The sequence below is a fragment of the Halioxenophilus sp. WMMB6 genome, assembly GCF_033283405.1.
Classification (GTDB): Bacteria; Pseudomonadota; Gammaproteobacteria; order Pseudomonadales; family Cellvibrionaceae; genus Halioxenophilus.
This window is the reverse complement of sequence record NZ_JAWMQR010000003.1, coordinates 266,242-291,390: the sequence shown is the minus strand read 5'-3', so window position 1 is coordinate 291,390 and position 25,149 is coordinate 266,242. Positions and strand designations below refer to the sequence as shown.

Below are 25,149 nucleotides of genomic sequence, written 5' to 3'. Positions count from 1 at the left end.
TGGTCTTGATTGAGTGGAATAAGGAGTGAGTGCATGTCAGATGCTATAACCAGAACCATTATTGATAAAGAGGCGGCGCGTACACAGGCGCTTCTGGCTGCCGATGTTGATGCTCTGGGGGCGCTGCTATCTGAGCGTTTGATATTTGCTCACGCTAATGCCACTTACGAGGATAAAGCCAGTCTGTTAAAAAAAATGGCTTCGGGAAATATTGTCTACAAAACATTGCAAACCAGTGATCATCGAGTGGTTGATCTAGGTACAACCGCGCTGTTGGTATCGCGTTTGACCGCAGAGGTTACTGTTGGTGGGCAGCCCAGGTCTATCGATAATTGGACGTTGTCGGTGTGGAGCAAGGAGTTGTCCAGCGATTGGCAGTTAGTGGCCTATCAGCCAACAGCGATTCCCAAATGAGCTTGCAACTCACACCTGGGTTGTATAGTTTTGACCACTTATTCTGTGGGTATATAGTTCTACCAGCGTGTTGATAATAGTTAACTAAATAGATCATAAAGAATTTATTGGACCGAGAATATGTTTTTGGCTCTCGACTCTCATGAGCGTGAAATAGCCGACGCCGCCGAGGATTTCTTAAGTAATGAGTTTCCGCTGCGCAGGCTGCACGCCTCTCCTCAAGACCCACAGCGGCTAGCCGCGTTTGCTGAGCTGGGTTGGTTTTCACTCACCGCAGATGAAAATCTGGGCGGTGTTGGCCTCTCTATTGTTGAAGAGATGCTCTTCTTTCTGGAACATGGCCGGGTGGCCGGCCCGCTCGAAGTGCTAGTGCAGACGCTGGCTGTACAGGCCGCTGCCGGTGACGCTGAACTTACTGGTAAATTGATGAGCGGTGAGGTTGGTGTCGCTCTTTTGGTTGAATCTGAAGCCGGTGCAATCCGACTGCTGGGTTCGCAAGAGTGCTCACTGGCATTGCAAATTTCGACCACTGCAGCGACGCTCTACTCGCTTGAGGGGGTTGCGCTTAAACCTGTACCCTGTTTGGATCGTTCGGTGGCTATGCATTGTGCTCAAGCGACTGATCTTGAGGCAGTGGTGACTGTGAGTGATGCGGGTATTTGGCGAAAAGGTCAAATTATGGTCTCTGCCATGCAGATAGGATTGGCTCAATCCGCTTTGGATATGATTGTTGAATACGCCAAAGATCGACAAACCTTTGGTCGGCCCATCGGAGCCTACCAGGCGGTAAGACACCCCTGTTCTGATATGTTGGTGCGTATAGAAGGGGCCCGCAGCCAACTCTATTACGCAGCCACGGCCATAAAAGAGCAGCACCCAGAGGCAGCTATGCTGGCTGATGCTGCCAGTTTGTTGGCTGAGCGGGCGGTACGTTTGAATGTTGACACCAATATTCAGCTGCATGGCGGCATCGGCGTTACTGATGAACATGATGCTCACCTGTTGTTAAAACGAGCCAATCTGTTAAGCCGACTATTAGGTACCCCAAAGCGGTTCTATGCCAGCTTGTTGGCTGTAGACAATTTTTAAGGTGTGTGGGGTTGTAGCAAATGGATCTTAAGTATACCGAAGAAGACCACGCATTTAGAGCGAATGCACGCAGTTGGTTGGCTAGTAATATTCCTACTCAAAAGCGTCCGGCGCACGGCAAAGAATCAGCACAATTCGATCGCGATTGGCAACAAAAATTATATGAACACGGTTGGGCTGGCGTTAACTGGCCAAAAGAGTATGGCGGTTTGGGCTTATCAGAAGTTCAGCAGGTGATCTGGTACGAGGAGTGTGCCCGCGCCCAAGCGCCGCACTATATCAATACCACCTATGTTGCGCTCATGCATGCGGGTCCTACAATCATCGCCTGCGGTACAGAAGAACAGAAAAAATTTCACCTGCAGAAAATATTATCGGGGCAACACCTTTGGTGTCAGGGCTTCTCTGAACCGAATGCCGGCTCCGATCTCGCCTCGTTGAAAGCCGTAGGTGTGGTAGAGGGCGATTACCTGATTGTGAATGGCAGTAAAACCTGGACGACCGATGGCCAGCATGCGGATTATCAGGAGTTATTAATCCGCACAACACCGGGCTCGGAGCGGCACAAGGGGTTAACATGGGTGATCTGCGATATGCGCACGCCAGGTATCACCGTATCGCCTATCAAAACCATGCTGGGTGATGAGCATGTCAATACAACCTTTTATGATGATGTAAAAATTCCCTTATCAAACGTGGTCGGCGAACTGGGTAAAGGTTGGCAGACGGCTATGTCCACCTTGTCGTTTGAGCGTGGTACGGGATTTATCGGCGATCAATTGGCTCTATATGAGCGCGTTAATCAAGCGATAGCATTAGCCTCCAAAACTCGCCTAGAAGATGGCACTTTGGCCATAGAAGACAGCAGCATCGCCGGGCGGCTGGCATTAATAAAAGCCGATACCCTCGCAGTGCGTGCCATGACTTTTGCCCAAATTGCCGAGATCCAACAAACCGGAAAGCCGGGCCCAAAGGGCTCCGTGATGAAGTTAATGGTAACGGGTACTTCGAAGGCGCTCAGTCATCTGGTTGCTGAAATTTTGGGTTGGGAGTTTATGGAGTACGATGATGACCGCAACAACCACCCATGGACCTACGAATATTTATGGAGCTGGGTCTACACCATTGCTGGTGGTACATCGGAAATTCAGCGAGAGATCATTGCCGATCAACTGCTGCTGCTACCCAGAGCGCGCTAAATTCATGAACAATCGATTGGAGTTACAATGAGCTGGACAATTCGTCGGGACCTTGGCGGTTTTCCAATTCGTTGGTCCGAAAGCTACGCCGAAAAATGGCTGGCTGAGGGCTATTGGCGAGATGAGACGTTAGCGGATATAGCACTTCGACAAACGCAAACTGATCCCGAAAAGATATTACTCATTGAAGGTGAGAGACCTTACTCTCGAGCTGAAATCTACAACAGCGCTCTGTGTCTGGCAGGCTATTTTAGTTCACAGGGCGCAAAGCCCGGAGATGTGGTGGCTTTTCAGCTACCCAACTGGGCTGAGTCGGCAATTATCGCGCTGGCAGCAAGAATGCTGGGTTTAGTCATCAATCCTATTCCACCTATCTACCGGGAGACAGAACTCTCCTACATGTTGGCTGCAACTAAAGCCAAGTTTCTGTTTATACCCGAGCAATTCCGCAAGTGTGACTATCCTAAAATGGTCGCAGCGGTAGCCCCAGAACTGAGTGAACTCAAAAAAGTGGTTGTTGTACGAGGTGAGATAGATACTGAGCTCAGCTTACCTCAGACGACGTGGTTGGATGTAGTAACGTCAGAGCCTGTGTCACTGTTGCCGAAAATTAACCCGGCTAACGCCTTTTTAGTGATGTTCACCTCGGGTACTACAGGTAAAGCCAAAGGGGTCATTCAGACCCACTATGGCTTTGGCTATAAAGCTCGGCAAATGGTTGAAGCTTGGGGTGTTGGAGCGAATGACGTTATCTTTATGCCCTCTCCGGTTACCCATATCACCGGGGCAATCTGGGCGTTTGATATTCCCTGGATCTCTGGTGCCTCTGCGGTGCTATTGGATATCTGGAATGTTGTCGATGGTATTAATGCTATTCGCAGTCATGGTTGTACCATTAGTGGTGGCGCAACACCTTTTTTACAGCAATTGCTGGCAGCCACCACGGACGATAGGGCAGCACTGGCAAGCTTGAGAACTTTTTTTTGTGGTGGTACTTCGGTTTCACCGGAATTAATTAAACGGGTGTCGGAAGAGTTCCCTAATTGCCTTTTTTTCCGCGCCTACGGTTCTACCGAAATGATGACCGTTACGTTGGGGATCGATAATAAATTTTTGGCCGATTACGGGGCCGAGACCGATGGCATTGTTAAGCCCCCAATGCAGGTGAAGTTGATTGATTCCGAAGGTAACGAGATTACTGAAGATGGAGTTGAAGGTGAAATATTCGCTTTTGGCCCTGAACAATTTGTCGGTTATTTGGATACTGAAAATAATATCGGTGCTTTTGATCAGGCAGACTTCTTTGATATGGGTGATTTGGGGCAGTGGCGGGATGGTAACTACCTCACCATAACCGGTCGCAAGAAAGATATTATTATCCGTTCAGGTGAAAATATCAGCCCTAAAGAGGTGGAAGATCTGTTGATGGAACACCCTGCTGTTGCCGAGGTTGCTATAGTCGCCATGCCCAGTGCTGCTACCGGAGAGATGGGATGTGCGTTTGTGATTCTTAACAAGGGCGAGTATTTTTCCCGTGAAGAGATGGTTTCCTTTTTGAATGGTGCTGGCCTGGCAAAACAGAAATTCCCAGAGTGGTTGGAGATAGTTGACGACCTACCGAGAGTGCCATCGGGTAAAGTACGTAAAGATGTGCTCAGAATCGAAGCTAAAGAGATCGCAGAGAAATTAACCAGAGTTTCACATGACTAATATAACTCTAGAAAACCGGTTGGCAATATATGAATTGTTAGCAGAATACTCTCACCATGTTGATAACTATCGTGGTAAAGAGTGGTCTGAGCTATTTATAGAAGGTGGTAAATTGGTCGGGCCTGATATTCTGATTGAGGGGCGTCAGGCTTTTGTCGATAAAGCGCAGACTCTGAAAGACGGTGTATATGAATACCGTCACTCAATTACCAACATCTACCTTGAGCCAGAATCCAATAATGAGCAGGCGGTTGCCCGTGGTTACGGGTTGGTTTCGGATTGGGCTAAGAAACCAGCGGAGCTGGCGATATTCGTGGAATATCGTTTCCAGGTGGTTAAGCAGGATGAGCGTTGGTCAATCGCAGAGATGCGGGTCAATATGCCCTATTTGTAAATTTTTAACAATATAGAGAACAATTTCCAAACTTAAATCTATACACAACGAAGAACAATAATGAGATTAAAAGATAAGGTTGTATTCCTAACTGGGGCTGCAAATGGTATGGGAGAGTCCCATGCTCGTCGTGTAATTAGCGAAGGTGGTTTTCTGTTTATGACCGATATCGCCGAGCAGGCGGGGCGGAAACTTGCTGAGGAGTTGGGCGATCGAGCGCTATTTTTTGCACAGGATATTGCCAACGAAGCGCAGTGGCAGAATGCGGCCAAAGTAGCGAAAGAACATTTTGGCGGCGTCGATATACTGATTAATAATGCCGGTATTCTCACTAAAGGTGATATCCAAAGTGAAAGTGTAGAAACGCTGCGCAAAGTGTTGGACGTTAATGTTGCTGGCTGTTGGCTGGGTATTCGTACAATTAGTCCATTGATGATCGAGCGCGGCAAGGGCTCTATTATCAATGTTTCTTCGCAAGTTGGATATCGAGGTTGGACCAACTACAGTATTTACGGTTGTTCGAAGTGGGCTATTCGCGGTTTGACCAAACATATGGCTATGGAGTTAGCACCACACAATATTCGAGTGAACTCCATTTTGCCTGGTGCCGTGGATGAGACAGGTCTGTTCAGTGGTCGCTCAGATCCAGAGTTTATGGAACAGATAAAGCAATCGATACCCCTTAAAAGGTTTGTGACCCGGGATCAAGTCTCATCACTCATGGTCTATTTGGCGTCGGATGAGTCGGACGCCACTACGGGCACTGATAACTTGATTGATTGCGGTGTCAGTATCTAATAATTGCTTCAATTGGTGATGTAACCGCTTGCCGGTAATTATCATACCTGATAGGCAGAGCCTTTTTAAAATTAATAATTAAATACTCTCGGCGCTACTCGCGAGAGGAACGGAGACCTTCTATGTCGGTGCAGGATTTATACTACGATCAATACAGTTATGAAATAGACGATAACCCCTATGAGATCTGGCGACGCCTAAGAGATGAAGCGCCGATTTGGTACAACGAAAAATATAACTATTGGGTGTTGAGTCGCTATGAGGATGTGCTCAAGGCGTCGATGGACTGGGAAACCTTCAGCTCAGCTTGGGGGACAGTGTTAGAGCTGATGGACGAGAAGCCTGGTAATACTTGTCTTATGATCAACAACGATCCACCTTATCATGATCAGCTGCGAACCGTGGTTGCTAAACGGTTCACGCCAGCCTTCGTTGCGGGCTTGGAACAAGAGATACGCGATATAGTCGTTAGTTACCTGGAGCCGCTAGAGGATAAAAGCGAATTCGATTTCGTACAGGATTTCGGTCGTTGGATTCCCATGGAAGTTATCAGTGTGGTTTTAGGTATACCGCCCGAGGATCGTCGCCAAATAAACCAGTGGGCAGACGATTCGCTATCTCGCGATGAGAACGGCGGTTTCACTGAGGAGTGCTTTGCTGCGATGGGTAAAACGGCTGAATATTTTCAAAATATTTTAGCTGATCGAAAAGCGAATCCAAAAAATGATTTCTTAACTGAACTCGCTCACGCAGAAATTACCGAAACAGACGGAACTACCCGTCCCTTCAGTGAACGTGAAAGTATGGAGTTCATGTTGTTATTGGCGGCGGCGGGTAATGAAACTGTCGCCCGCCTGTTGAGTAACGCAGGTGTGTTGTTCGCCAGGCATCCCGATCAGCGACAGAAACTCCGCGATAATCCTCAATTGATTCCTCGGGCAATCGAAGAACTGTTGCGCTATGAACCCCCTTCACCAATTCAATTTCGAAGGGTGGTTAAGGATGTGGAAATACACGGTGTGACAATTAAAGCTGGAGAGAATATTGCCCTGCTAACCGCAGCGGCTACCCGTGATGATCGCCAATGGGATAATCCAGAGGTGTTTGATATTGAACGTGCTCCTAAACGTCATGTGACATTCGGCTACGGGACTCACACTTGTCTAGGTGCTTCGTTGGCACGCCTGGAGTCTAAGGTAGCGCTTGAAGAGGTGATGAAACGTCTCGGCGATTGGGAAGTGGTGGAAGATAAATTAAAGCGTACGCGGACCAGTACAGTAAGAGGATATTCAGAAGTGCCTGTAATTATTACAAAGTAATGGTTTGGCTTTACGTAAAGCCAAGCTCCTTCACAGAATAGATAGAATAACTGGGAGCGTTGCGTGGATAAATTAGAAGATTTAATTATTATCAGTGTCGATGACCATGTCAGTGAGCCGGGTAACCTGTTTGATAACCATTTACCCGATGAACTTAAGTCAAAGGCTCCTCAGCTGAAAAATGTCAGTGGTAAGGATTTTTGGGTATTCGGTGATATCGTATTGCCAAATGTGGGGTTGAACGCGGTAGTAGGCCGCCCCAAAGAGGAGTATGGCATGGAGCCCCAGAGCTATGCCGAAATTCGACCTGCCAATTACGATATCAATGCCCGTATCGACGACATGAATGTCAACGGTATATTAAGCAGCCTCTGTTTTCCGACTTTGTGTGGTATGGACGGCAGTATTTTTAGTCGTAATCCGGACCGAACACTCAGCCTGCGTATGATTCAGGCTTATAATGATTGGCAGATTGATGAGTGGTCTGTGGCTCACCCCGGCCGAATAATTCCTTTGTCTGTGGTGCCTTTATGGGATGGCGCGCTGGCCGCTGAAGAGGTTAAGCGTATTGCCAAAAAAGGCTGCCACGCAATTACCTTTCCCGATAACCCCGCAAAGAAAGGTTTTGCCTCTGTTCACGACCCTATGTGGGAGCCTCTCTGGCAGGCCTGCAATGACAACCGAGTGGTGGTGAATTGTCATATTGGTACCGGCTCGGAGCCACCCCACCCATCGGATATGTCACCGATGAATGCCTGGATCACAGCAATGCCAATCTCGATAGCCAATGCCGCAGCCGACTGGTTGCACCTGGCTGCGCTCTTGCGTTACCCCAACTTAAAAATAGCCCTTTCAGAAGGTAGCATTGGCTGGATTCCCTATTTCTTGGAGCGAGCGGAATTTACCAATACCCAACATATTTGGACCAATGTAAAGTGGGAAGGTAAGACACCCTCCCAGGTGTTTAGAGAACATTTCCTCTGTTGTTTTATCGAAGACAACTTTGGTCTGAAGAATTATCAGGATATAGGCGAAGATATCATTGCTTACGAGTGTGACTATCCGCACTCCGATTGCCTATGGCCAGAAGTTCCCGAGCGGTTGTGGCAGTCCGTTAAAGAACTTCCTGAGCGGGTTATTAATAAGGTTACTCATGAGAATGTTATGCGAGAATATAGTTTCGACCCTATCTCTCTTTTAGGGCGGGAAAACTGCACGGTTGGCGCACTGCGCGCGCAAGCGAAGCACGTAGATATTCAGGTCAAAGCGACGCCTGGGCTCAAACCAGGGGATAGCAATAAGGTGATCACCTCGGGTGATGTACAGAGAATGTTCGCTTCCATGGCCCAAACCCAAAAGTAATTTACTTGCGAACTTAGATAAATCAGTCATATATGGTACCGAGCAATACACAAGTAATGAGGAGTTTTACATGAGCGAAATGATACTTTATGAAGTGCAAAATCATGTTGCGCTTATCACGTTAAACAGACCAGAAGTACATAACGCTCAAAGCCCTGAGTTTTTGGATCTTCTCGATAGCTATTGGGATAAAGCCGCCAAGGATCAGGATGTAAAAGTAATCTTGCTCCGCGCCAATGGCAAGAATTTTTCCGCAGGGCACGATTTGTCGGTGCCGGAAGACAAAAAGGACGTTTTTAGTAGCTTCGACTACGCCAATAAAGGCATTTTGGGGCAGTATCTGTGGGAGCAGTCACACTATTTTGAATACAGTCGTCGCTGGCGAAATAACCCTAAGCCGTCGATCGCAGCCGTTCAAGGGGCCTGTATTGCTGCAGGATTAATGCTGTGTTGGCCATGCGATCTTATTATTGCCGCTGAGAACGCCTGGTTTAGTGATCCGACCATTATGATGGGTATCGCCGGTGTTGAGTATCACGGGCATACCTGGGAACTCGGTCCACGTAAAGCGAAACAAATGTTGTTCACCGCCGAGAAGATAACCGCCCGTGATGCCATGCAATATGGCATGGTTAACGAGGTGGTGGCTGTTGAAGAGCTGGCGGAGTTTTCTTTGGCAATGGCTAATAAAATTGCGGAGCAGGATCTCTTCTCGTTGATTATGGCTAAGCGGGCCGTTAATCAAACGGTGGATACCATGGGCCAACCTGCTGCTCTACAGGCGGTTTTTGATATTCATGAATTTCAGCATGCGCAATGTATTGCCCTATCAAAAGGGGAGACCGCCGTACTCACTCGCGATGTGAGTAAGCTAAAAAAGAATAATCAATAAAGCTAAAGACGAGCTCGGTAAGCTGTTCATCTAGCTCCAGGCGCCTAGATATGGCTGGAGATTGAGTTGGCTAGATAGTGATTGTGGATTACGCTCCAAGCCCTGAAAACCTAAGGGCTTAGGAGCATAAATTTGATTAGTATTGTGACTCCGGAAGATGCACGACTATGCCATCCAGCGCTTCCGTGAGTTCTATTTGACAACCAAGGCGGCTGGTTTCTCTTGGCTCAACCGCAAATTCGATCATAGAGATTTCGGTATCTTCAGCGCTAGGTAGCTTGTCAAAGAACTCTGGGTCAATGTAGCAGTGGCAAGTTGCGCAGCTGCAGGCGCCGCCACAGTCCCCCTGAATTCCCTCTACACCATTGTCGAGAGCTGCACGCATAATCGTCGTCCCTACGGGTACCTCAATTACTGTGTCACTTCCATCTGGCTGGACAAATTTAACCGTTACCATTGTTAACCTCTTATTTTGGCTATTATTACGTGGCTCATTCACATCTAAAGGGCGTTTTGTCTATTGGCGAATAGTTAAGTAAGTGTGATTATAACTGGTGCCATAACCTCAATCTTAAACACAAAAAATGACTAATCGTCAGTAATTAATGATTATACTATCAAGACAGTAAAAGTGAACAGTTCGGTGTTTATTGTTAGAGCTCCTCCCATTTAACGATTAATCGGTTCCGTACATAGTTAATATTGGTCGACGTTGGAGTTATAGATAAGTATACGGAGAAGAGGTGTGCAGTCACCTTCGTTGACTCACAGTAATTATAATAACCCGCTAACAGGATCGCGTTATGGCAGCTAATATCATTCACGATATGCACCCCTACTACAGAGCAATTTTAGAGGCTTATGCAGAGCTTGATAGGCCCTACTATCACCAGGTCTCACCCGATGCAGCGAGAGAGATGCTTAAATCCAGCTTGGCGGCGGCCCCTCCGGCTAAGGATCTCCCGTTATTGGAAGAGGTTAGCGATATATCTTTTAAATCTGGTCAGCGTTCTGTTGCCGCTAGAAGCTATCGACCGTCTACGGAAATTATGGGCATATGCGTCTATCTCCACGCCGGTGGGTGGGTGATTGGTGATTTGGATACCGGGGACGCCACTTGCCGCCGTTTGGCCGCAGGTACTCAATGTGAAGTGATAAATGTTGACTACTGCCTGGCACCAGAGAATCCGTTTCCTTCTTCCCTAGAGGATGTTATTACAGTGCTGCAATCGGTTGCTGAGCGTGGTTTGCCGGTGGTAGTGGTGGGTGAAAGTGCCGGCGGCAATCTTGCAGCGGCAGCAGCAATACAATTGAGGGATAGCGGGAAATCATTTTTAGCGGGTCAATTACTTGCCTATCCTGTTACCGATTGCGATTTTACAACGGAATCTTATCGTGAATTGGGTGGCTGTAATTACCTACTTTCCGAAGCTGATATGCGCTGGTTTTGGAATCATTACTGCCCAAGCGATGTCGACAGGAAAAGTCCATTGGTTTCGCCGCTGCAGCTAGACGATTTGGTGGGCTTGCCCTCGGCATTAATTATTGTTGCTGGTCTAGACCCACTACGAGACGAAGGTTTGGCTTATGCTCAAAAATTGGCGGCAGCTGGTGTGCCTGTGCAAACTCGCTGCGATCCAGGTGTGCTACATGGCTATTTAAGTATGGTCGCGAATATTCCCAGTGCAGATGAAGCATTAAATCAGGCTTGTGAGTGGGTCTGTCAGAGGGTCGAGTCGGCTGTATAGTGTGTGAGAGTTAGCTGATTCGAGCTTGATAGTCAAAAAAAGCGGGGTAGACACCCCGCTTTTTTGTCTATGCATCTATTATCTCAACACTTTGATGGCGGCGTTATCCGTTAGCCATTGGCGTTAATTCATAGTGGTCAAGGTTGGGTTTGGCCATAACTTCCATAAAGGTTTCGTAGGGCCAAGGCCACACCTGAGGCACGCCTTTAGCATCGAGGTACCAGCTCTTACAGCCGGAGGCAAACACGGTTTTCTTCGCGGCCTCTGTGCGTTGCATTTCGTACTCCTCTAAAGCAGCCTCGGTAGGGGCGAAAGCTTTACACTGACCATTGCGTAATAGATCAACCAATTGATCACCGTAATTCCATTGGCGTTCAGCAATATCGATTAGCGAGAAATTTCCGACTGGGCCGGTAGGGCCATTCAGCATAAAAAAATTGGGGAATTTTGGCACGGTGACCGCGTAGTATGCTTTTGGATGCTCCGCCCAAACGTCATTGAGGTCAATTCCGTCGATACCGGTAATGGTCATTGGGCGAACGAAGGCATCTACCTTGAAGCCGGTCGCCAAAACGAGAACATCCAATTCATGGAAGGTGCCATCCTTCAACCGCACTCCGTTTTCTTCAACCCTTTCAATGCCAGCAATTTCAACGGAGACGGACGGGTGCTGTACTTTTTGGTAATAGTTAGGTGAAAACACCAGTCTTTTGCAGGCTGCTCGATAATTGGGAGTTAATTTTGCTTTCAGCTCTGGATCTTTAATAGTTTCATTTAAATTTTGTTCGACGATTGACTGAATCTCGGTGAGTTCAGGTGAGTTCGAGTCAATAATCGCTGCTAAAAACCGTCCTCTACGCGCCTGGGCTTCTGGGCCGCTACGCACATCCTCAATTTTGTCGGGATCCTGCCGGAAAGCCTGGCGATCTTCATCACTGTATTTGGTATCCGGGCAGGGCATGATCCATTGGGGTGAACGCTGAAAATGGACAAGCTTTGGCACCTGGCCAGACATGGCCGCAACGATTTGTATTCCCGTGGAACCATTACCGATAACACCGACGCGCTGTTTGCTGTAGTCGATATCGTGTCGCCAGCGAGCGCTATGAAAGCTCGCTCCGGTAAAATCGGTTAGGCCAGGAATATCGGGTGTATTGGGGTGGTGCAAAACACCAGTGGCTGCGACGAGCACATCGGCCTCATCTACCTGGCCATCTTGAGTGGTGACCCGCCAGCGACCGTCCTGGTAGCTACATCGAGCAATTTCTGTATTAAAACGAATGAACTCCCTGACCCCGAATTTATCGGTCATACGTTCGAAATAGTCTTGTATTTCTGGGCCAGGGGCATAAAAAGCGCTCCAATCAGGATTGAATGCAAAGGAGTAGGAGTAAGAGTGTGCGGGCGTATCGCAGGCGACCCCAGGATAAGTGTTCTCTCGCCAAGTACCACCGACAGTACTGCCCTTTTCATAGATGACAAAGTCAGTTTCACCTCGCTCCAGCAGGCGAATACCTGCCAATATTCCGGCCATACCGGCACCGATGATTATATATCTCAAATTCTGGGGCTGTTTGGGCTGGGCTGTCATGCAGACCTCCGGACATAACATGTGATTGTCTGTTTTTATTTTTCGACGACTTTGGCCGGGAAGCATCGTGTATACACTCCGCCGAGTGTTATCGAAGCTAAGGTTTTCTATTAAGTCGACTGCTGAACCGCTGGCGCTAAAAAATGATGCGATTCTGAATAAGGCCAAATTACCTATTTTTTGATTTAGTAAATAGTGTTTTTTCGTAAGGGTATTATCCTCATAATTAACAAAGTGTCAATTATTGTTGCGTCGGATCGGGAGGGTTGGTTACACTTGATCGACAGATTGTTTGACTTTCCTGGCTATAAGCTAGCTGACGAGCAGCTACGACTCAATAACACGGTGCTAGAGCAGGCATATAGCGAAAAGCGATTAGATGGCATGTACTCAGGTTCAAAAGTAAAGTCCGTAGAGTTGAGTGGGAAGTGTAAACATAAGTGTAAGCGCTGAGGCATAAACGCTGCTCGAGATACTTGGCTGTGCACATTGGTATAGCCAACCAACATAATTAACGTGATTAGGTCATCTGGGTGGTACTAATAATTTGCCACCCCGAATCTTTCTATTGCCAGTCGGTATCAGAGTTTGGTGCCTTCTGTGCCAAAACTAAGTGTGAACGGTAGGGCTCCCGATCGTGGATTTAACATACTCTAAAAAACAACAGGCATTCCGAGAGGAAATTAGAACTTGGCTTACTGCTAATGTACCCGCTGAGCCTTTGCCATCTTACGATACTGAAGTTGGTTTTCAGCGGCACCGCGAGTGGGAGGCACGCCTCTTTGATGGCCGATGGACTATGGTTACTTGGCCAGAAGAGTTAGGTGGCCGTGGCTGTGACCTGGTGGAGTGGTTGATCTTTGAGGAAGAGTATTATCGAGCAGGTGCGCCCAAGCGGGTGAATATGAATGGTATCTGTTTACTAGGGCCTACCCTTATGGAATTCGGTTCCGAGCAACAGAAAGCGCGTATTTTGCCGAAAATGGCCAGCGGTGAAGAGGTGTGGGCGCAAGCCTGGTCTGAGCCGAATGCGGGATCCGATATGGCTGCTATTCGAACCCGGGCGGATCGGCGAGGAGACAAATATGTGATCAATGGCCAGAAAATTTGGTCGACGCGCGCCGTATGGGCCGATTGGTGCTTTGGCATATTTCGTACCGAGCCCAACTCCAGCCGCCATCATGGGCTGACATTCATCTTAGTGCCGTTAAACGCTCCCGGTATTACTGTGCGTCCCATTCCCCAATTGGATGGTTTACCCGGCTTTGCGGAGATCTTCTTCGATGATGTCGAGGTGCCTGTAGTAAATCGATTGGGAGAGGAGGGCGCAGGTTGGTCTGTGGCCATGGCAACCGCCGGTTTCGAGCGTGGATTGATGTTACGTGCTCCCGCTAGATTTCAGGAGGCCGCCCGCCGACTGGTGGAACTTTATCGTGAAAATAGAGCATCGGCCGATCATGATCCGGCAGTTAAAGAGTCGGTTATGAGTGCCTACCTTAGAGCGGAAAGTTACTGTCTTACCACCTACCAAACAGCTTGTCGCCTCAATAAGGGGGGCAAGATCGGTGCTGAGTCCTCCACCAATAAGATATTTTGGTCGGAGTTGGATCAAGATATCTGCTCAACGGCGATGAGCATTCTTGGCGCGCGGGCCGAGCTACTACCTCATGCTCCCCAGGCCAAGGGTGTCGGTACCTGGCTGGATGATTTCCTCTTTTCTCAGTCTGGTCCTATCTACGCGGGTAGTAACGAAATACAACGCAACATTATCGCCGAGCGTATGCTTGGTATGCCGCGGCGCTAGGGGAGGCCAGCTATGGATTTCACTTTCTCTGAAGATCAACTGTTGTTTCAAGAATCTGCACGAGACTTTTTGGTAAACGAAGTTACCCCTGAGAAGATTCGACACTGCTGGCAATCTGAAACCGGACGTGATCAGGTACTTTGGCAACAGATGGCGGATCTGGGTTTAACCGGAGTGTGTGTACCGGAAGAGTTTGATGGTCTTGGGCTGGGGGTGCTCGATTTTGTGCTCCTGGCGGTGGAGTGCGGCTATGTCGCATTGCCCGAGCCTTTGGTCAATAGCACCATGGTTGCTGCGCCAACCCTGCAACAGCTGGGTGGCTCGTTGGCCGCTACCTGGCTACCTAAGTTAGCAAGCGGCGCAGCCAAGGTAGTTGCCGGGCATGAGCTAAACCTGTTGGTAGAAGATGCACACATAGCCGATCTACTGTTGCTCGCAAAATCTGACGGGGTCTATGCACTGACGCCCGATCAATTTTCGATAGTCGCCAACGAATCTGTGGACCCTTCCAGAAGGCTATTTCAGGTCGCTCTAAAGTCCGGAGTAACGCCCGTGGTGACTGGTGACGACGCTCGTCGATGTGCCCAAATCTTGTTAAACCACGGAGCATTGGCGGCTGCTGCCCAGGCACTCGGTTTGTGTCAGCGTATGCTAGATATTTCCGTAGCCTATACCAGTGAACGGCAGCAGTTTGGTCAAGCAATCGGGAGTTTTCAAGCGGTCAAACACCATCTAGCCAATATTGCAGTCGAATTGGAATACGCTAAAGCGCCCCTTCACCGCGCGGCCTATGCGTTGGATCGGTGTTTGGATAACGCGTTTTTGGCTGTCTCCCATGCGAAACTTTCGGCATGTGAAGCGGCACTTCTGGCGGCTAAAAATAGTATTCAGGTGCATGGCGCTATGGGCTACACCTGGGAGGTCGATTTGCACATTTTTATGAAAAAGGCTTGGGCCTTGGCGGGCAGCTGGGGTGATGCGGCATATCACAAAGCGCAAGTAGCACAATATCTCTTTGACGAGGAAAACGCTATTGGAGCGGGAGCGACATTGGGTGAGTGATTGAAGGGCTAATCATGCTTTTCATAGATTTACAAAAACTAACTTCTGTTCAATTAATTGAGGTTTTTCCTTCTGGTTGGCCCTTTACATAATGTATATAAGTGGTAAGCTTCACATTAACTGACAAATAGTTACTTTTGTGGGGTTGGGTGGCGCCATCAGCAGGATGACAGGTCCACATAGCTTCGGGCAGGGCGGGTGTAAAATTCCCTATTTAGCTGGCTTTAGGGCAATAGTAGAGATAGGTGCACTCGGCTCAGGGGAAATAAACAGTGCGTGCAGCAGCCAACTAGGCGGGATGTAAACGGTCTTCATGGTGCTTGGTGCCCGGCACAAAAGATGATTAAAAGAATAAAAACTGGCCTCTGAATTCTTATAGAGGTGGATATCCAGCGATTTAATAATCAAAGATAGCCTTCAGCCCCAGCTGATCGCTGTGAGAAGAGTGAACCTTACGTGAGCGATTTCGACGCGTAGCACCTACAGGCTTTTCACTGCAAGCAAGTAGCGTAGCCAATCTAAAAAAAATAAAGCTATGATCCAAAAAGATTCAGAAAAATTAACATAAATAAAATTCTCTGGTGGTTCTACTCCGTTACGGCCAGTGGGGAGCTGCAATGCATTGTGCAACGCTAACGCTAGTACAGTGTGTGTCGAGCGAGCGCGAAACTAGAGCAAGTAGAGACTATCTGGTTACTGTAGTGACATGTAGTTGATAAAGCGGAAATAGGAAGCGGTATCGAAAGCCAGTGGTACTTTCTTATTTGAAGCTTGGTTTCAGGTGACGGTTTTACGGTTGTACACGTAAATCAACTGTTTGGTGGTATTCTAAAAACGCCTTTCCGGAATAATAATTTGAATCGCCGGTAATATTATTTAGGTATGAGATTATGAATAAAAATAAAATAATGCACACTCCGAATGTTCGTACACTGTTGAGCTCGGCAATCGCTGCTGCCTTTGCCGTTGCTCCACCGGTATTTGCTCAAAGCGATAGCTCTTCTGCAACAAATAGTAATCTCATCCTAGAGGAAATTATTGTAACCGCTCAAAAAAGAACACAAGACATCCAAGAAGTTCCGGTCGCGGTAACCGCTTTAACTCAAGAGACGCTAGCGGTTAACAAAGTAGTTAACGTGAACGATCTCTCAGGCCTAGCTCCTAACACTACCGTAAGGCCGGCTGTGGGTGGTACTAATACGCCCGCATTTAATATGCGTGGTATTACTAGCTATGGTGTTGTCGCAGGGTCAGACAAACAGATCTCTATCTATCTTGATGGTGTTTATATTGGCTCACCACGGGGGTCGATTTTTAGCCTGCCAGATATTCAGCAGTTGGAAGTTTTGCGCGGGCCTCAAGGAACTCTGTTCGGCCGTAATGCGACTGGCGGTGCGATTAGCGTTAGAACCCGTGATCCTCATGGTGAATTTGCGATACGACAGAAGGTTAGCAGTGGCAGCCGGGATCGGCTGGATTACTCCACCACGGTTGATACCCCTGAGTGGAATGGCTTTAGTGCTTACCTCACCTATGCCCATGAAGAGCGCGATGGTGATATCGAAAACCTGGGTGCAGGTGCTATTACCGATCGTACAGCCATAGGGCTTGGTACCACTACCTCACCGGAAACATTGGGTGCGGTAGACAACGAAAGCTGGTTTTTCTCAGCGTTGTATGAGCCTAATGATAAATTTAGAGTTTCATATAAGTACGATTATTCCACCGACAATGGCACCCCTCGTGGCAATGCGATAGTTACCGACCTCTATCCGGAGGGGGCTGGAGCCGGCGCGCCACTGATCTCTGTTCTAGCGGCAATCAATGCGGACAAATTGCAGAACACTAAAACAACTCGACCGAAGGCGGTTAATAACGCCTTTTCCGCTGTTAGGGATCAGACTGTTGAAGGACACTCACTGATTGCAGAGTATCAGTTCGACAGCTCTTTAACCTTGAAAAACACGTTGGCCTACCGGAAAACTGAATTGATACAGCCCGCGGATATCACCGGTACCAGTGGCTGGGAAGTTGGCTTTATTGGCGCCTTTATTCCAGGGCCGTCTGGTCAGCCCTTAGATCCGGACGATCGCTTTTGTTATGCCTGTTCGCAACCCTATGCAGATGGTGACCAACTTAGTGATGAGATACAAATCAACTATGATTCTGAAATCGCACGCGTGACGGCAGGATTGCTCTATTACGAATCTGAAGATCGCTCCGGTAGCCCGGTAGGAAGCGCCAATACCTTGTTTTTTGCGTTTTTTGAGGATGGTGCTGTACCGCAATCAGCGCAGGGTATCTCCTATAACGATGCGAAATCCTATGCTGTTTATTCCCAAACTGAATTCCATATTACCAACCAGATCGATCTGGTCGGAGGCTTACGTTATACCAAAGATGAAAAATCCGGTGATTTCGTTTCCGGTCTGGTTGGTAGTGAGACAACACAAAGCTTCGACTATAGCGATGACAATGTCAGTTACCTAATTGGCGTGAACTACTTCCTCAATGACGATATTTTTATATACGCTAAAAACTCTACGGCTTTTGTATCCGGTGGTTCTGTCGCGGGTTTCGATTTTGCTCCGGAAGAGGCTAACTCCTATGAGTTGGGTGTTAAGTCTAATTTGATGGGTGGGCGTATTCGGTCAAACTTGGCACTGTTTCATGTTACTTATGACAACCTACAAACTTCTCAAGGAGCCCAAAATGTGGCCGGAGCTGAAAACCTTGGCGTGCTGATTGTGGAAGGCGGTGAGCTGCAAGCACAAGGGCTCGAGCTTGAGGTGACCGGTAAAATAAGCTCGAGCCTTACCTTGGGAGTGACCGCAGGCTATCAGGATGTAAAATATAACGAAGTCACTGATCTGGTATTTAGCACTGTTGGCGGCGATATTTTCCCCAACTCTTCCTTTGAACCTACAATCTCTCCAGAAACTTCTGTTAATTTGTCCTTAGGTTATAAATCGCAGCCACTATTTGCAGATGCGTTCATTAATGCTGGTGTTAACGTTACTTGGAGTGACAAACAACGCTTGGATTCTAACCCAGGGCGTGCAGCAAATACGCCCTTTGGTGTCGCAGAGTTCTCGCCAGAGACCACCATGGTTAATGCGCGAGCAGCACTTTCCAGCATTCCATTAGGTGGCTCGTTAACGGCCGAAGTGGCAATCTGGGGGCGTAACCTAACCGATGAAGACGGTTTGCAATTCATTACGAATTTTGGCGCTTTGGTCAGCGGAACCTTTTATGAGGAGCGCTCCTACGGAGTCGATTTAACTATTGACTTTTAATTCTGTTTGATTGTCTGTTGGTGTGGCGTAACGGGTGTTCTCTCGCATGTTGACAAAGCTGCAGTTTGTGAAAACTGCAGCTTTATTTATAGGGCATATGCTTTAGCTCCACTACCGGTATGCATGAGGAATAGTTGATGGATTCAAACATAAAGGAATCTTTGCAGCCTACAGCGGCGACGACATTGCCACAATTAATCCGATCATCAGCATTGGCATTTGGCGATAGACCGGCAATCACACTTACCACTGAGCGTGGTAACCAATCGCTCACATTCAAAGAGTTGCAATCCCATTCCGAGGAAATAGCCAGAGGTCTGGTTGCACGCGGAATTGGTAAAGGGTCCCGGGTGGGATTTATCTTTGGCAATGGCCCCATGTTCGCGCTGCTTTTCGCTGCAATCAGCCGCATCGGCGCTATAGCTGTGCCCATCAGTACTTTTATTAAAGCTCAGGAGTTGGTACGAGTGATTCGTCAGTCCGATGTTATCGGGTTGATCATCCAGAGCCAATTCTTGGGCAAGAATTATATCGCTCGAGTTTGCGAAGCTTTACCGGAGTTAAATTCTCCTCCGTCGACACAGCTTCAGATGCAAGAGGTACCATTCTTGCGATGGGTTGTTTCCGATGGTGATCAACCTCATGCTGCAATTCATCCTATGAGCTGGCTATTAAATGCCGCTGTAGAGATTAATCCCAGCCTTATATCGGCAATGGAACAAGAGGTCCATCCTACTGACCAATTGATGGAGATCTACACATCCGGCTCCATGGCGATGCCCAAGGGGGTGAAACATTGTCATGGTCCAACGATGGCCAGAACCCACTACTTACGTTCCAAGCTCTCCGTAGTGCCGGGTGGCTCATCCAGCTTACCGATGCCCCTGTTTTGGGTTGGCGGATTGATGATGTTTCTGCTGCCTAATCTTGAGATGGGAGCCACCACAGAGTGTACTGAAAGTACCGCAACCAATAGTCGTATGGCTATGGGTAGTGTGCTCGCCAAGGAGGACTTAGCGCTGCTGCCAAAGGCAAATACTATCTGGGCGTTGGGTATGACCGAAACACTGGGCCCATATAGCTATGCCGATTCGCTGCGAGTTGAAGGTTTTCCTCTTTGCCCGCCCTTGGACCATATCGCGGAAGGCTTTGAGGTGCGCGTTGCTGATAGCAATGATAATCCGGTTGCCGAGGGTGAAGTTGGTGAGATCCAGGTTAGAGGTTATGCACTCACGCCTGGCCTACATAAGATGTTGAGAGAGGACTACTTTACTGCAGATGGCTTCTATCACACCGGCGACCTAGGGCAACCGGATGGCCAAAGAGTTCACTTTGTGGGTCGTAACGGGGATCTTATTAAAACCACCAATACGAATGTGTCTCCAGCAGAGATAGAGATGGAAATGCAGCAGTTGCCTGATATCCAATCTGCTTACGTTGTGGGTATACCGGACCGGGAAAAGGGGCAGTTGGTGGTGGCGGCCGTGGTTGCCGACGACGGGGTCGAGTTGAACTTTGAAGTAATAAAAGCGCAACTTAGCAGTAGGCTGTCGAGTTTTAAAGTGCCTAAGCGTTATCTACAAATTACCCGCGATGACGTTCCCATGCTACCCAGTAACAAGGTTTCTCGAAGAGAAATTGAAAAGATGATGGCTGAGCGCCTGAGCTGACAATACCGCCAGACTATAACTCCATGGGCGGTGTTGTTATGACTGCTACCTTAAAAGTGTGATTAGAGAGCGATAAATTATGACCGATGAAATGGCAAATAGTCTTAATCAAGTCCCTTTTCGCATCGATAATCCGGAATTGATTCCTACCGAACGCTACTACCGTGAGGAGTTTTTTAAAGCCGAACAGGAGAAGCTATGGCCGCATGTCTGGCAGATGGCATGCCGACTAGAGGAGATCCCTGATCAGGGCGACTATACAGTTTACGAAATATTGGATAAATCCGTCATTTTAGTAAACAGCGAAAACGGTGTTAAGGCCTATCACAATGCTTGCCGCCATCGGGGTGTTCGCTTAGTCCACGGCCCTGGCAGCGTTGCCGAAGCAGGTTTTATTTGCCCCTTTCATGGTTGGCGATTTGCGCCAGAGGGTGAGTGTACTTTTGTTTTCGGTCGCAACATCTTTTCCGAAAAACTACTGGCAAAAGAAGAGATCGATCTCGCACCCGTGCGTATTGAGTTTTGGGCAGGTTGTGCCTTTATTAATTTCGATGATGATGCTCCTTCCTTGCGCGAGTGTTTAGGGCCAGTCGCTGAACGTATGGACGCTCGTTACGCTGATAAACTCAGAGTGGATTGGTGGTGTGGTACCGTATTACCAACCAACTGGAAATTGGCCATTGAAGCCTTCCAGGAGGGGTATCACGTGATGCAGACCCACCCACAGCTGCTGGATAAGATCTACAAAGGTAGTCGTTCCTATGGCCCGGATGGCGATGGTCGGGTGGTCAATGAGGATCTTGCGCCACAAGAGGTCGTAATAAAAACCGTTGAATTCCTTGCTTTATTGAATGAGGGTATGGACGGTATGGTGCACAAGACTGAAATGGCTGTCATTGAGAAGCTAAAAGATATACAAGTGCCTGATGATCCTGATCTCGCTTTCCAGTTGCTCTATGGTACGGCCTATGCCGAAGTTGCAAGAGATGCCAAGGAGCGCGGCGTTCCCATTTTTGATTTGTTGAAAGTCATTCAAGAGGTTGAATTCAATGCAGTTGAATTCATGTTTCCCCACTTCTTTCTATTGCCGACCTTCGCAGCCATGTCTTCATACCGTATCCGACCACTGACTGCCGAGACCTGCTTGTTCGAGATTTGGTCTCTAGTTATACCTCCTGAAGGCGACGAGAGGGAACCTCCTTCTGAGCCAACAATGCTGCCCTATCATTCAGCTGAATTTCCAGAAATCCCCAGGCAAGACTATTCCAACCTGCCATTACAGCAAAAAGGGCTGCACAATTTGCAATATATGCGTATTGGTAAAGGCGGCGATGGTCTGCCTGGAGAGGGAATGATCAGTAATTATCAGCGCTTGATTGATGGCTATTTGGCGGGTTTGGATAGAGATAGGCTGGCGAAGGCATCGGCAGTGGTAAATAGCGGGTTTGACGAAACTATTCTGGACATTGGTTTTTAGGGCTCGAAAATTAGCCGTTTTATAGTCTTTATTGTGGTGTTAGCTCCCCTACGGGGAGCATTTTTTCTTTATCGAAAAGAGTTTGTTGGTTACTGGCTATAGCTGTAGATAGTTCGATAGATAAATTTACAAGGTGCTCGCTAAACTGTGGCGGTGCTGGTGTCTGAATGCTCCTGTTTCGTCACTTTTGATAAGTCATCAGACAACCATCGACTGGTTAGCATTAATAGTGTGCAGCCGACCACGCCGATAACCACGGTGACTATGAGCGCGTATCGCAATCCATCTGTGCCATGGCTGTTAGCAAAGAAGTCACTCAATGCGCCAACGATAAATGGGCCAGTGCCAGCGCCAAAAATATTAATCAGAAATAGACAAACCGCAGAGGCGGTGGCTCGCATGTGCAATTTTGCTAAATTCTGGTTGGCGCTGTACATAGGTGGAATGTAGACACACAGTAGGATATAGAAAGGGAATAGCAGCACTAAGGATAGTTCTGCCGATTTAACCAGTAGGCAAGCAATGCCAAAGGGCATGCCCAATAATGTGAGTAGACCGGGAAAATAGAGCGCATGTGATGGTCTTTTCAGCCACAGTTTATCAGCCATCAAGCCACCCAGTAGCGTGCCCCCACACCCACCCAGACCAACAATCAGAGCCATCCATTTGCCGACGGTTGCCGGCGAAAGGCCATGAATGCGACTGTAAAATTCGTATCCCCACATCAGAATTCCATAACCAATTATCGACAGACAAGAAGCTCCTAACATAAGGCACACCCAGGAAGGGGAGCTGACCAGGTAGCTCAGAGTACGCAATAGAGATGTGTTTTCTGATTTATCTGCCTGCCGGGTGACCAATCTCGCTTCCGCTGCACCCCTTTCCGGTTCTTTTACGGTAAAGCGTAATATCAGTACGAATAGCAAACCGGGCGCTCCCAGGATAAAAAAAGCGACCTGCCAGTCGAAATTCTCACGTAGATAACCACCACCCAGGTAGGCAATGGCAGAACCTGCGAATACTCCGGTGGAGTATATCGCTAGCGCGGTAGCGCGCCGTTTTACCGGAAAATAGTCTGCGATTATTGAGTGTGCAGGGGGTGTTCCGGCTGCTTCACCAATGCCTACCCCCACCCGTGCAATCACCAAATGGGTAAATGTTTTGGCGAGGCCCGTGGCTATGGTCATGGTACTCCAAAGTGCCAGGCCTATAGCGATAATGTTTCGCCTATTACCTTGGTCGGCCCATCGGGCAATGGGTATCCCGGCAAAAGTATATAGAAATGCAAAGGCAAACCCGACAAGTAGCCCCATAGCGGTATCACTCGCACCAAATTCTTCTTTAATTGGACCAATAAATACCGACATTGCCTGACGATCGATAAAGTTGAATACGTAAACAATAAAGAGCACACCGAGCACATAGTAGGCATAGCTGTCTGGCTCAGTGGTTGTTCGGTTTAAGGTGGTGGGTGGGAGAACAATTTTTTTGTCGAGCATGGCCTGTTTGATGTGTTGTTATTATTGATTAAGGATCATAGTCTATTCGACATTGCACTGTAAAATTACCTTGCCGGTTATTTCCGCGTTATCTATTCGCTTGTGAACAGACGCTGCCTCGGAAAGTGGAACTATGGATTCGATGCAAGGGCTTAACTTTTTGGCCTGCAATAACGTAAAGAGGCGTTGTACATCTTCTTTAAATTGCTCGCGGTGGGATTCTCGACGGTGACTGATGTTATAAAAAGTACTTTCTCTTCCGTTCTTTAAAACCTGCCATAGAAACTTCAGCTTCAAAAAGCCGATTATAGTGGCTAACAGCGACTCTTGGCCGCTTGTGTATTGTAATACGCCATAACAGACGAGCAATCCGCCAGGTTTTAGACAACGTCGTGATCGTGCCCAATTGCCGGCTCCGATAGTATCAAAAACAATATCCACACCTTCCCCATCGGTTTCTCTGGCGATCACTTTTTCGAAGTCTTCATTTTGATAATCGATAGGTAAAGCTCCATAGTGTCGTACTGTAATATGTTTGCCACTGGATGCGGTACCGTACATCTTCAAACCCATTAATTTGCCTAATTCTAATAAAGCAGTTCCCACCGCACCAGCCGCAGCATGGACCAAGCAGGTAGAGTTTTTAGGTAGTGTTCGGATTCTGGTTAGCAGCTGGTAGGCAGTGGTATAAGAGAGAATCATCGCCACCGCTTCAGCTGGGTCAAGCCCTTCGGGGGCGAGAATAACGCGACTAGCTGGTACACATAGGTATTGTGTATAGCCGCCAATCACAGACATATCCGCAACATTCTGCCCCAGGGGTAACTGGCTAACGCCCTCGCCTAACTTATCGATTATACCAAACCAGTCGTAGCCAAGGGTGAAGGGCGGCTTTGTTTTAACATCCACATATTGCCCTTTGCGGATTATGGTGTCGGTAAAACCGGTACCGGCGGTAAGCACTTTGACTCTCACCTCGCCGGGGCCTGGCTCTGGTAGCTGAGGCTGCTCAATTACTCTTAAGTTCTCGGGGCCACCAAAATCGTTTATGTCAACATGATAGTATCGGGTCATAAAACTTGAAATAACATGGTAGCTAAGTAACCCTGCATTAGTAGGGTAAAATTGCCAGTGTAGAAAAACCTAATTAACTGAAACATCGACACTGTAGGTTCAGCTCACAGGGGTTATCGGCTTGTTGAACAGATTACTGTGGTTGAGTTGTTATAAACGTTAAGAATTTTTCAGCCAATATATCAATCACTATCGGGTCTGTAGCTATGCCAGATTCCAATGCAGCATGATTACTTTGATCCAAAATCTCGTAAATAAGTAACCACGCTTCCAACCAGCGGCGACGGCTCTCTTTGGCATCAGGCTGTAGGCGAAAAGCGGGTATTTTTTCGCCTAGGGCAGTAATGTAGTCACTGATTGTCGCTTGCGCCTTTTCCGTAAAACCGGCGCCCTCCGCAGTTGCTTGACTGAATACTCTAAGTAGGCTGCGGTTTTCCTTGTCGATTTCAAATTGGGCTGTGAGCCAACGCTTGATCTCGGCAAGATTGTTGAAATCCAGCTCTGTGATTTGCAAAAATCTTGGCTTGGCTTTGTTTACCGCCTGCTGAAATAGCGCTACAGAAAGATCCACTTTACCCGTGAAGTGGCGATAGAATGTCATCCGGCTGACACCCGCAGCTTTAGCTATCTCCTCAACAGAAGCTTCTATATAACCTGTGTTGAGGAAACACTCTGTCGCAGCCGCGAGTAGTCGCTCTCGGCTATTGGCTTTGGCCTTAGATGGCGGCAACACTGTGGGGCTGGTCATTGG

Annotated in this window: 20 protein-coding genes; 15 read left to right on the top strand and 5 right to left on the bottom strand. The window is 48.0% G+C overall.

Going from position 1 to position 25,149, the window contains the following annotated elements; translation table 11 throughout:
- The first annotated feature begins 33 nt into the window (after positions 1-33).
- The 9 genes from SBL51_RS10220 (at position 34) to SBL51_RS10180 (ending at position 9,177) form a co-directional block, all read left to right on the top strand.
- Complete coding sequence (locus SBL51_RS10220) at positions 34-414, top strand: nuclear transport factor 2 family protein (RefSeq protein ID WP_317930831.1); 381 nt, start codon at positions 34-36, stop codon at positions 412-414.
- 120 nt (positions 415-534) lie between these two features.
- Positions 535-1,503 (top strand): acyl-CoA dehydrogenase, encoded by a 969-nt coding sequence (locus SBL51_RS10215; protein WP_317930830.1) that lies wholly within the window; start codon positions 535-537, stop codon positions 1,501-1,503.
- Positions 1,504-1,523: 20 nt separating this feature from the next.
- Positions 1,524-2,702 (top strand): acyl-CoA dehydrogenase family protein, encoded by a 1,179-nt coding sequence (locus SBL51_RS10210; protein WP_317930829.1) that lies wholly within the window; start codon positions 1,524-1,526, stop codon positions 2,700-2,702.
- 27 nt (positions 2,703-2,729) lie between these two features.
- Entirely contained in the window at positions 2,730-4,412 is a 1,683-nt protein-coding gene (locus SBL51_RS10205) for an AMP-binding protein (protein ID WP_317930828.1), read from the top strand.
- The gene (locus tag SBL51_RS10200; RefSeq protein ID WP_317930827.1) at positions 4,405-4,806 is read left to right on the top strand and encodes a nuclear transport factor 2 family protein; all 402 of its coding nucleotides are present in this window, start codon (positions 4,405-4,407) and stop codon (positions 4,804-4,806) included. Before SBL51_RS10205 ends, SBL51_RS10200 begins: the two co-directional genes overlap by 8 nt.
- 60 nt (positions 4,807-4,866) lie before the next feature.
- Complete coding sequence (locus SBL51_RS10195) at positions 4,867-5,604, top strand: SDR family NAD(P)-dependent oxidoreductase (RefSeq protein ID WP_317930826.1); 738 nt, start codon at positions 4,867-4,869, stop codon at positions 5,602-5,604.
- Positions 5,605-5,726: 122 nt separating this feature from the next.
- On the top strand, positions 5,727-6,923 hold the full coding sequence (locus SBL51_RS10190) for a cytochrome P450 (RefSeq protein ID WP_317930825.1): 1,197 nt from the start codon (positions 5,727-5,729) through the stop codon (positions 6,921-6,923).
- Between the two features lie 63 nt (positions 6,924-6,986).
- On the top strand, positions 6,987-8,285 hold the full coding sequence (locus SBL51_RS10185; protein WP_317930824.1) for an amidohydrolase family protein: 1,299 nt from the start codon (positions 6,987-6,989) through the stop codon (positions 8,283-8,285).
- Between the two features lie 70 nt (positions 8,286-8,355).
- Positions 8,356-9,177 carry an enoyl-CoA hydratase gene (locus SBL51_RS10180; RefSeq protein ID WP_317930823.1) on the top strand — a complete coding sequence of 274 codons (822 nt, stop codon included), beginning with the start codon at positions 8,356-8,358 and terminating at the stop codon, positions 9,175-9,177.
- 136 nt (positions 9,178-9,313) lie between these two features.
- Here the strand turns inward: SBL51_RS10180 and SBL51_RS10175 are convergent, their stop codons facing one another.
- Complete coding sequence (locus SBL51_RS10175; RefSeq protein ID WP_317930822.1) at positions 9,314-9,634, bottom strand: 2Fe-2S iron-sulfur cluster-binding protein; 321 nt, start codon at positions 9,632-9,634, stop codon at positions 9,314-9,316.
- Positions 9,635-9,980: 346 nt separating this feature from the next.
- Here SBL51_RS10175 and SBL51_RS10170 point away from each other — a divergent pair, with 346 nt between their 5' ends.
- Positions 9,981-10,925, top strand: coding sequence for an alpha/beta hydrolase (locus tag SBL51_RS10170; protein WP_317930821.1), 945 nt, complete (start codon positions 9,981-9,983; stop codon positions 10,923-10,925).
- Between the two features lie 103 nt (positions 10,926-11,028).
- On the opposite strand, the gene SBL51_RS10165 is transcribed toward SBL51_RS10170, so the two are convergent.
- Complete coding sequence (locus tag SBL51_RS10165; protein ID WP_317930820.1) at positions 11,029-12,516, bottom strand: NAD(P)/FAD-dependent oxidoreductase; 1,488 nt, start codon at positions 12,514-12,516, stop codon at positions 11,029-11,031.
- A 637-nt stretch (positions 12,517-13,153) separates the two neighbouring features.
- Between SBL51_RS10165 and SBL51_RS10160 the strand changes: the two genes are divergently transcribed.
- The 5 genes from SBL51_RS10160 to SBL51_RS10140 all read left to right on the top strand — a co-directional run bounded on the left by SBL51_RS10160 (position 13,154) and on the right by SBL51_RS10140 (position 21,825).
- On the top strand, positions 13,154-14,320 hold the full coding sequence (locus SBL51_RS10160) for an acyl-CoA dehydrogenase family protein (RefSeq protein WP_317930819.1): 1,167 nt from the start codon (positions 13,154-13,156) through the stop codon (positions 14,318-14,320).
- Positions 14,321-14,332: 12 nt separating this feature from the next.
- Positions 14,333-15,382 (top strand): acyl-CoA dehydrogenase family protein, encoded by a 1,050-nt coding sequence (locus SBL51_RS10155; RefSeq protein WP_317930818.1) that lies wholly within the window; start codon positions 14,333-14,335, stop codon positions 15,380-15,382.
- A gap of 890 nt (positions 15,383-16,272) precedes the next feature.
- Positions 16,273-18,678 carry a TonB-dependent receptor gene (locus tag SBL51_RS10150; RefSeq protein ID WP_317930817.1) on the top strand — a complete coding sequence of 802 codons (2,406 nt, stop codon included), beginning with the start codon at positions 16,273-16,275 and terminating at the stop codon, positions 18,676-18,678.
- Between the two features lie 137 nt (positions 18,679-18,815).
- Positions 18,816-20,348 (top strand): class I adenylate-forming enzyme family protein, encoded by a 1,533-nt coding sequence (locus tag SBL51_RS10145; RefSeq protein WP_317930816.1) that lies wholly within the window; start codon positions 18,816-18,818, stop codon positions 20,346-20,348.
- Between the two features lie 79 nt (positions 20,349-20,427).
- Positions 20,428-21,825, top strand: a complete 1,398-nt coding sequence (locus SBL51_RS10140; protein ID WP_317930814.1) for an aromatic ring-hydroxylating dioxygenase subunit alpha — start codon at positions 20,428-20,430, stop codon at positions 21,823-21,825.
- Positions 21,826-21,965: 140 nt separating this feature from the next.
- Here SBL51_RS10140 and SBL51_RS10135 read toward each other — a convergent pair whose 3' ends face one another.
- The 3 genes from SBL51_RS10135 to SBL51_RS10125 form a co-directional block, all read right to left on the bottom strand.
- The gene (locus SBL51_RS10135) at positions 21,966-23,324 is read right to left on the bottom strand and encodes an MFS transporter (protein WP_317930813.1); all 1,359 of its coding nucleotides are present in this window, start codon (positions 23,322-23,324) and stop codon (positions 21,966-21,968) included.
- Positions 23,325-23,366: 42 nt separating this feature from the next.
- Positions 23,367-24,398, bottom strand: a complete 1,032-nt coding sequence (locus tag SBL51_RS10130; protein WP_317930811.1) for a medium chain dehydrogenase/reductase family protein — start codon at positions 24,396-24,398, stop codon at positions 23,367-23,369.
- 133 nt (positions 24,399-24,531) lie between these two features.
- Positions 24,532-25,146, bottom strand: coding sequence for a TetR/AcrR family transcriptional regulator (locus SBL51_RS10125; RefSeq protein WP_317930810.1), 615 nt, complete (start codon positions 25,144-25,146; stop codon positions 24,532-24,534).
- Positions 25,147-25,149 lie beyond the last annotated feature (3 nt).

Coding starts and splice junctions, on each gene's coding strand:
- SBL51_RS10220 (WP_317930831.1), top strand. CDS start 34: ATGTCAGATGCTATAACCAGAACCATTATTGATAAAGAGGCGGCGCGT.
- SBL51_RS10215 (WP_317930830.1), top strand. CDS start 535: ATGTTTTTGGCTCTCGACTCTCATGAGCGTGAAATAGCCGACGCCGCC.
- SBL51_RS10210 (WP_317930829.1), top strand. CDS start 1,524: ATGGATCTTAAGTATACCGAAGAAGACCACGCATTTAGAGCGAATGCA.
- SBL51_RS10205 (WP_317930828.1), top strand. CDS start 2,730: ATGAGCTGGACAATTCGTCGGGACCTTGGCGGTTTTCCAATTCGTTGG.
- SBL51_RS10200 (WP_317930827.1), top strand. CDS start 4,405: ATGACTAATATAACTCTAGAAAACCGGTTGGCAATATATGAATTGTTA.
- SBL51_RS10195 (WP_317930826.1), top strand. CDS start 4,867: ATGAGATTAAAAGATAAGGTTGTATTCCTAACTGGGGCTGCAAATGGT.
- SBL51_RS10190 (WP_317930825.1), top strand. CDS start 5,727: ATGTCGGTGCAGGATTTATACTACGATCAATACAGTTATGAAATAGAC.
- SBL51_RS10180 (WP_317930823.1), top strand. CDS start 8,356: ATGAGCGAAATGATACTTTATGAAGTGCAAAATCATGTTGCGCTTATC.
- SBL51_RS10175 (WP_317930822.1), bottom strand. CDS start 9,634: ATGGTAACGGTTAAATTTGTCCAGCCAGATGGAAGTGACACAGTAATT.
- SBL51_RS10170 (WP_317930821.1), top strand. CDS start 9,981: ATGGCAGCTAATATCATTCACGATATGCACCCCTACTACAGAGCAATT.
- SBL51_RS10165 (WP_317930820.1), bottom strand. CDS start 12,516: ATGACAGCCCAGCCCAAACAGCCCCAGAATTTGAGATATATAATCATC.
- SBL51_RS10155 (WP_317930818.1), top strand. CDS start 14,333: ATGGATTTCACTTTCTCTGAAGATCAACTGTTGTTTCAAGAATCTGCA.
- SBL51_RS10150 (WP_317930817.1), top strand. CDS start 16,273: ATGAATAAAAATAAAATAATGCACACTCCGAATGTTCGTACACTGTTG.
- SBL51_RS10145 (WP_317930816.1), top strand. CDS start 18,816: ATGGATTCAAACATAAAGGAATCTTTGCAGCCTACAGCGGCGACGACA.
- SBL51_RS10140 (WP_317930814.1), top strand. CDS start 20,428: ATGACCGATGAAATGGCAAATAGTCTTAATCAAGTCCCTTTTCGCATC.
- SBL51_RS10135 (WP_317930813.1), bottom strand. CDS start 23,324: ATGCTCGACAAAAAAATTGTTCTCCCACCCACCACCTTAAACCGAACA.
- SBL51_RS10130 (WP_317930811.1), bottom strand. CDS start 24,398: ATGACCCGATACTATCATGTTGACATAAACGATTTTGGTGGCCCCGAG.
- SBL51_RS10125 (WP_317930810.1), bottom strand. CDS start 25,146: ATGACCAGCCCCACAGTGTTGCCGCCATCTAAGGCCAAAGCCAATAGC.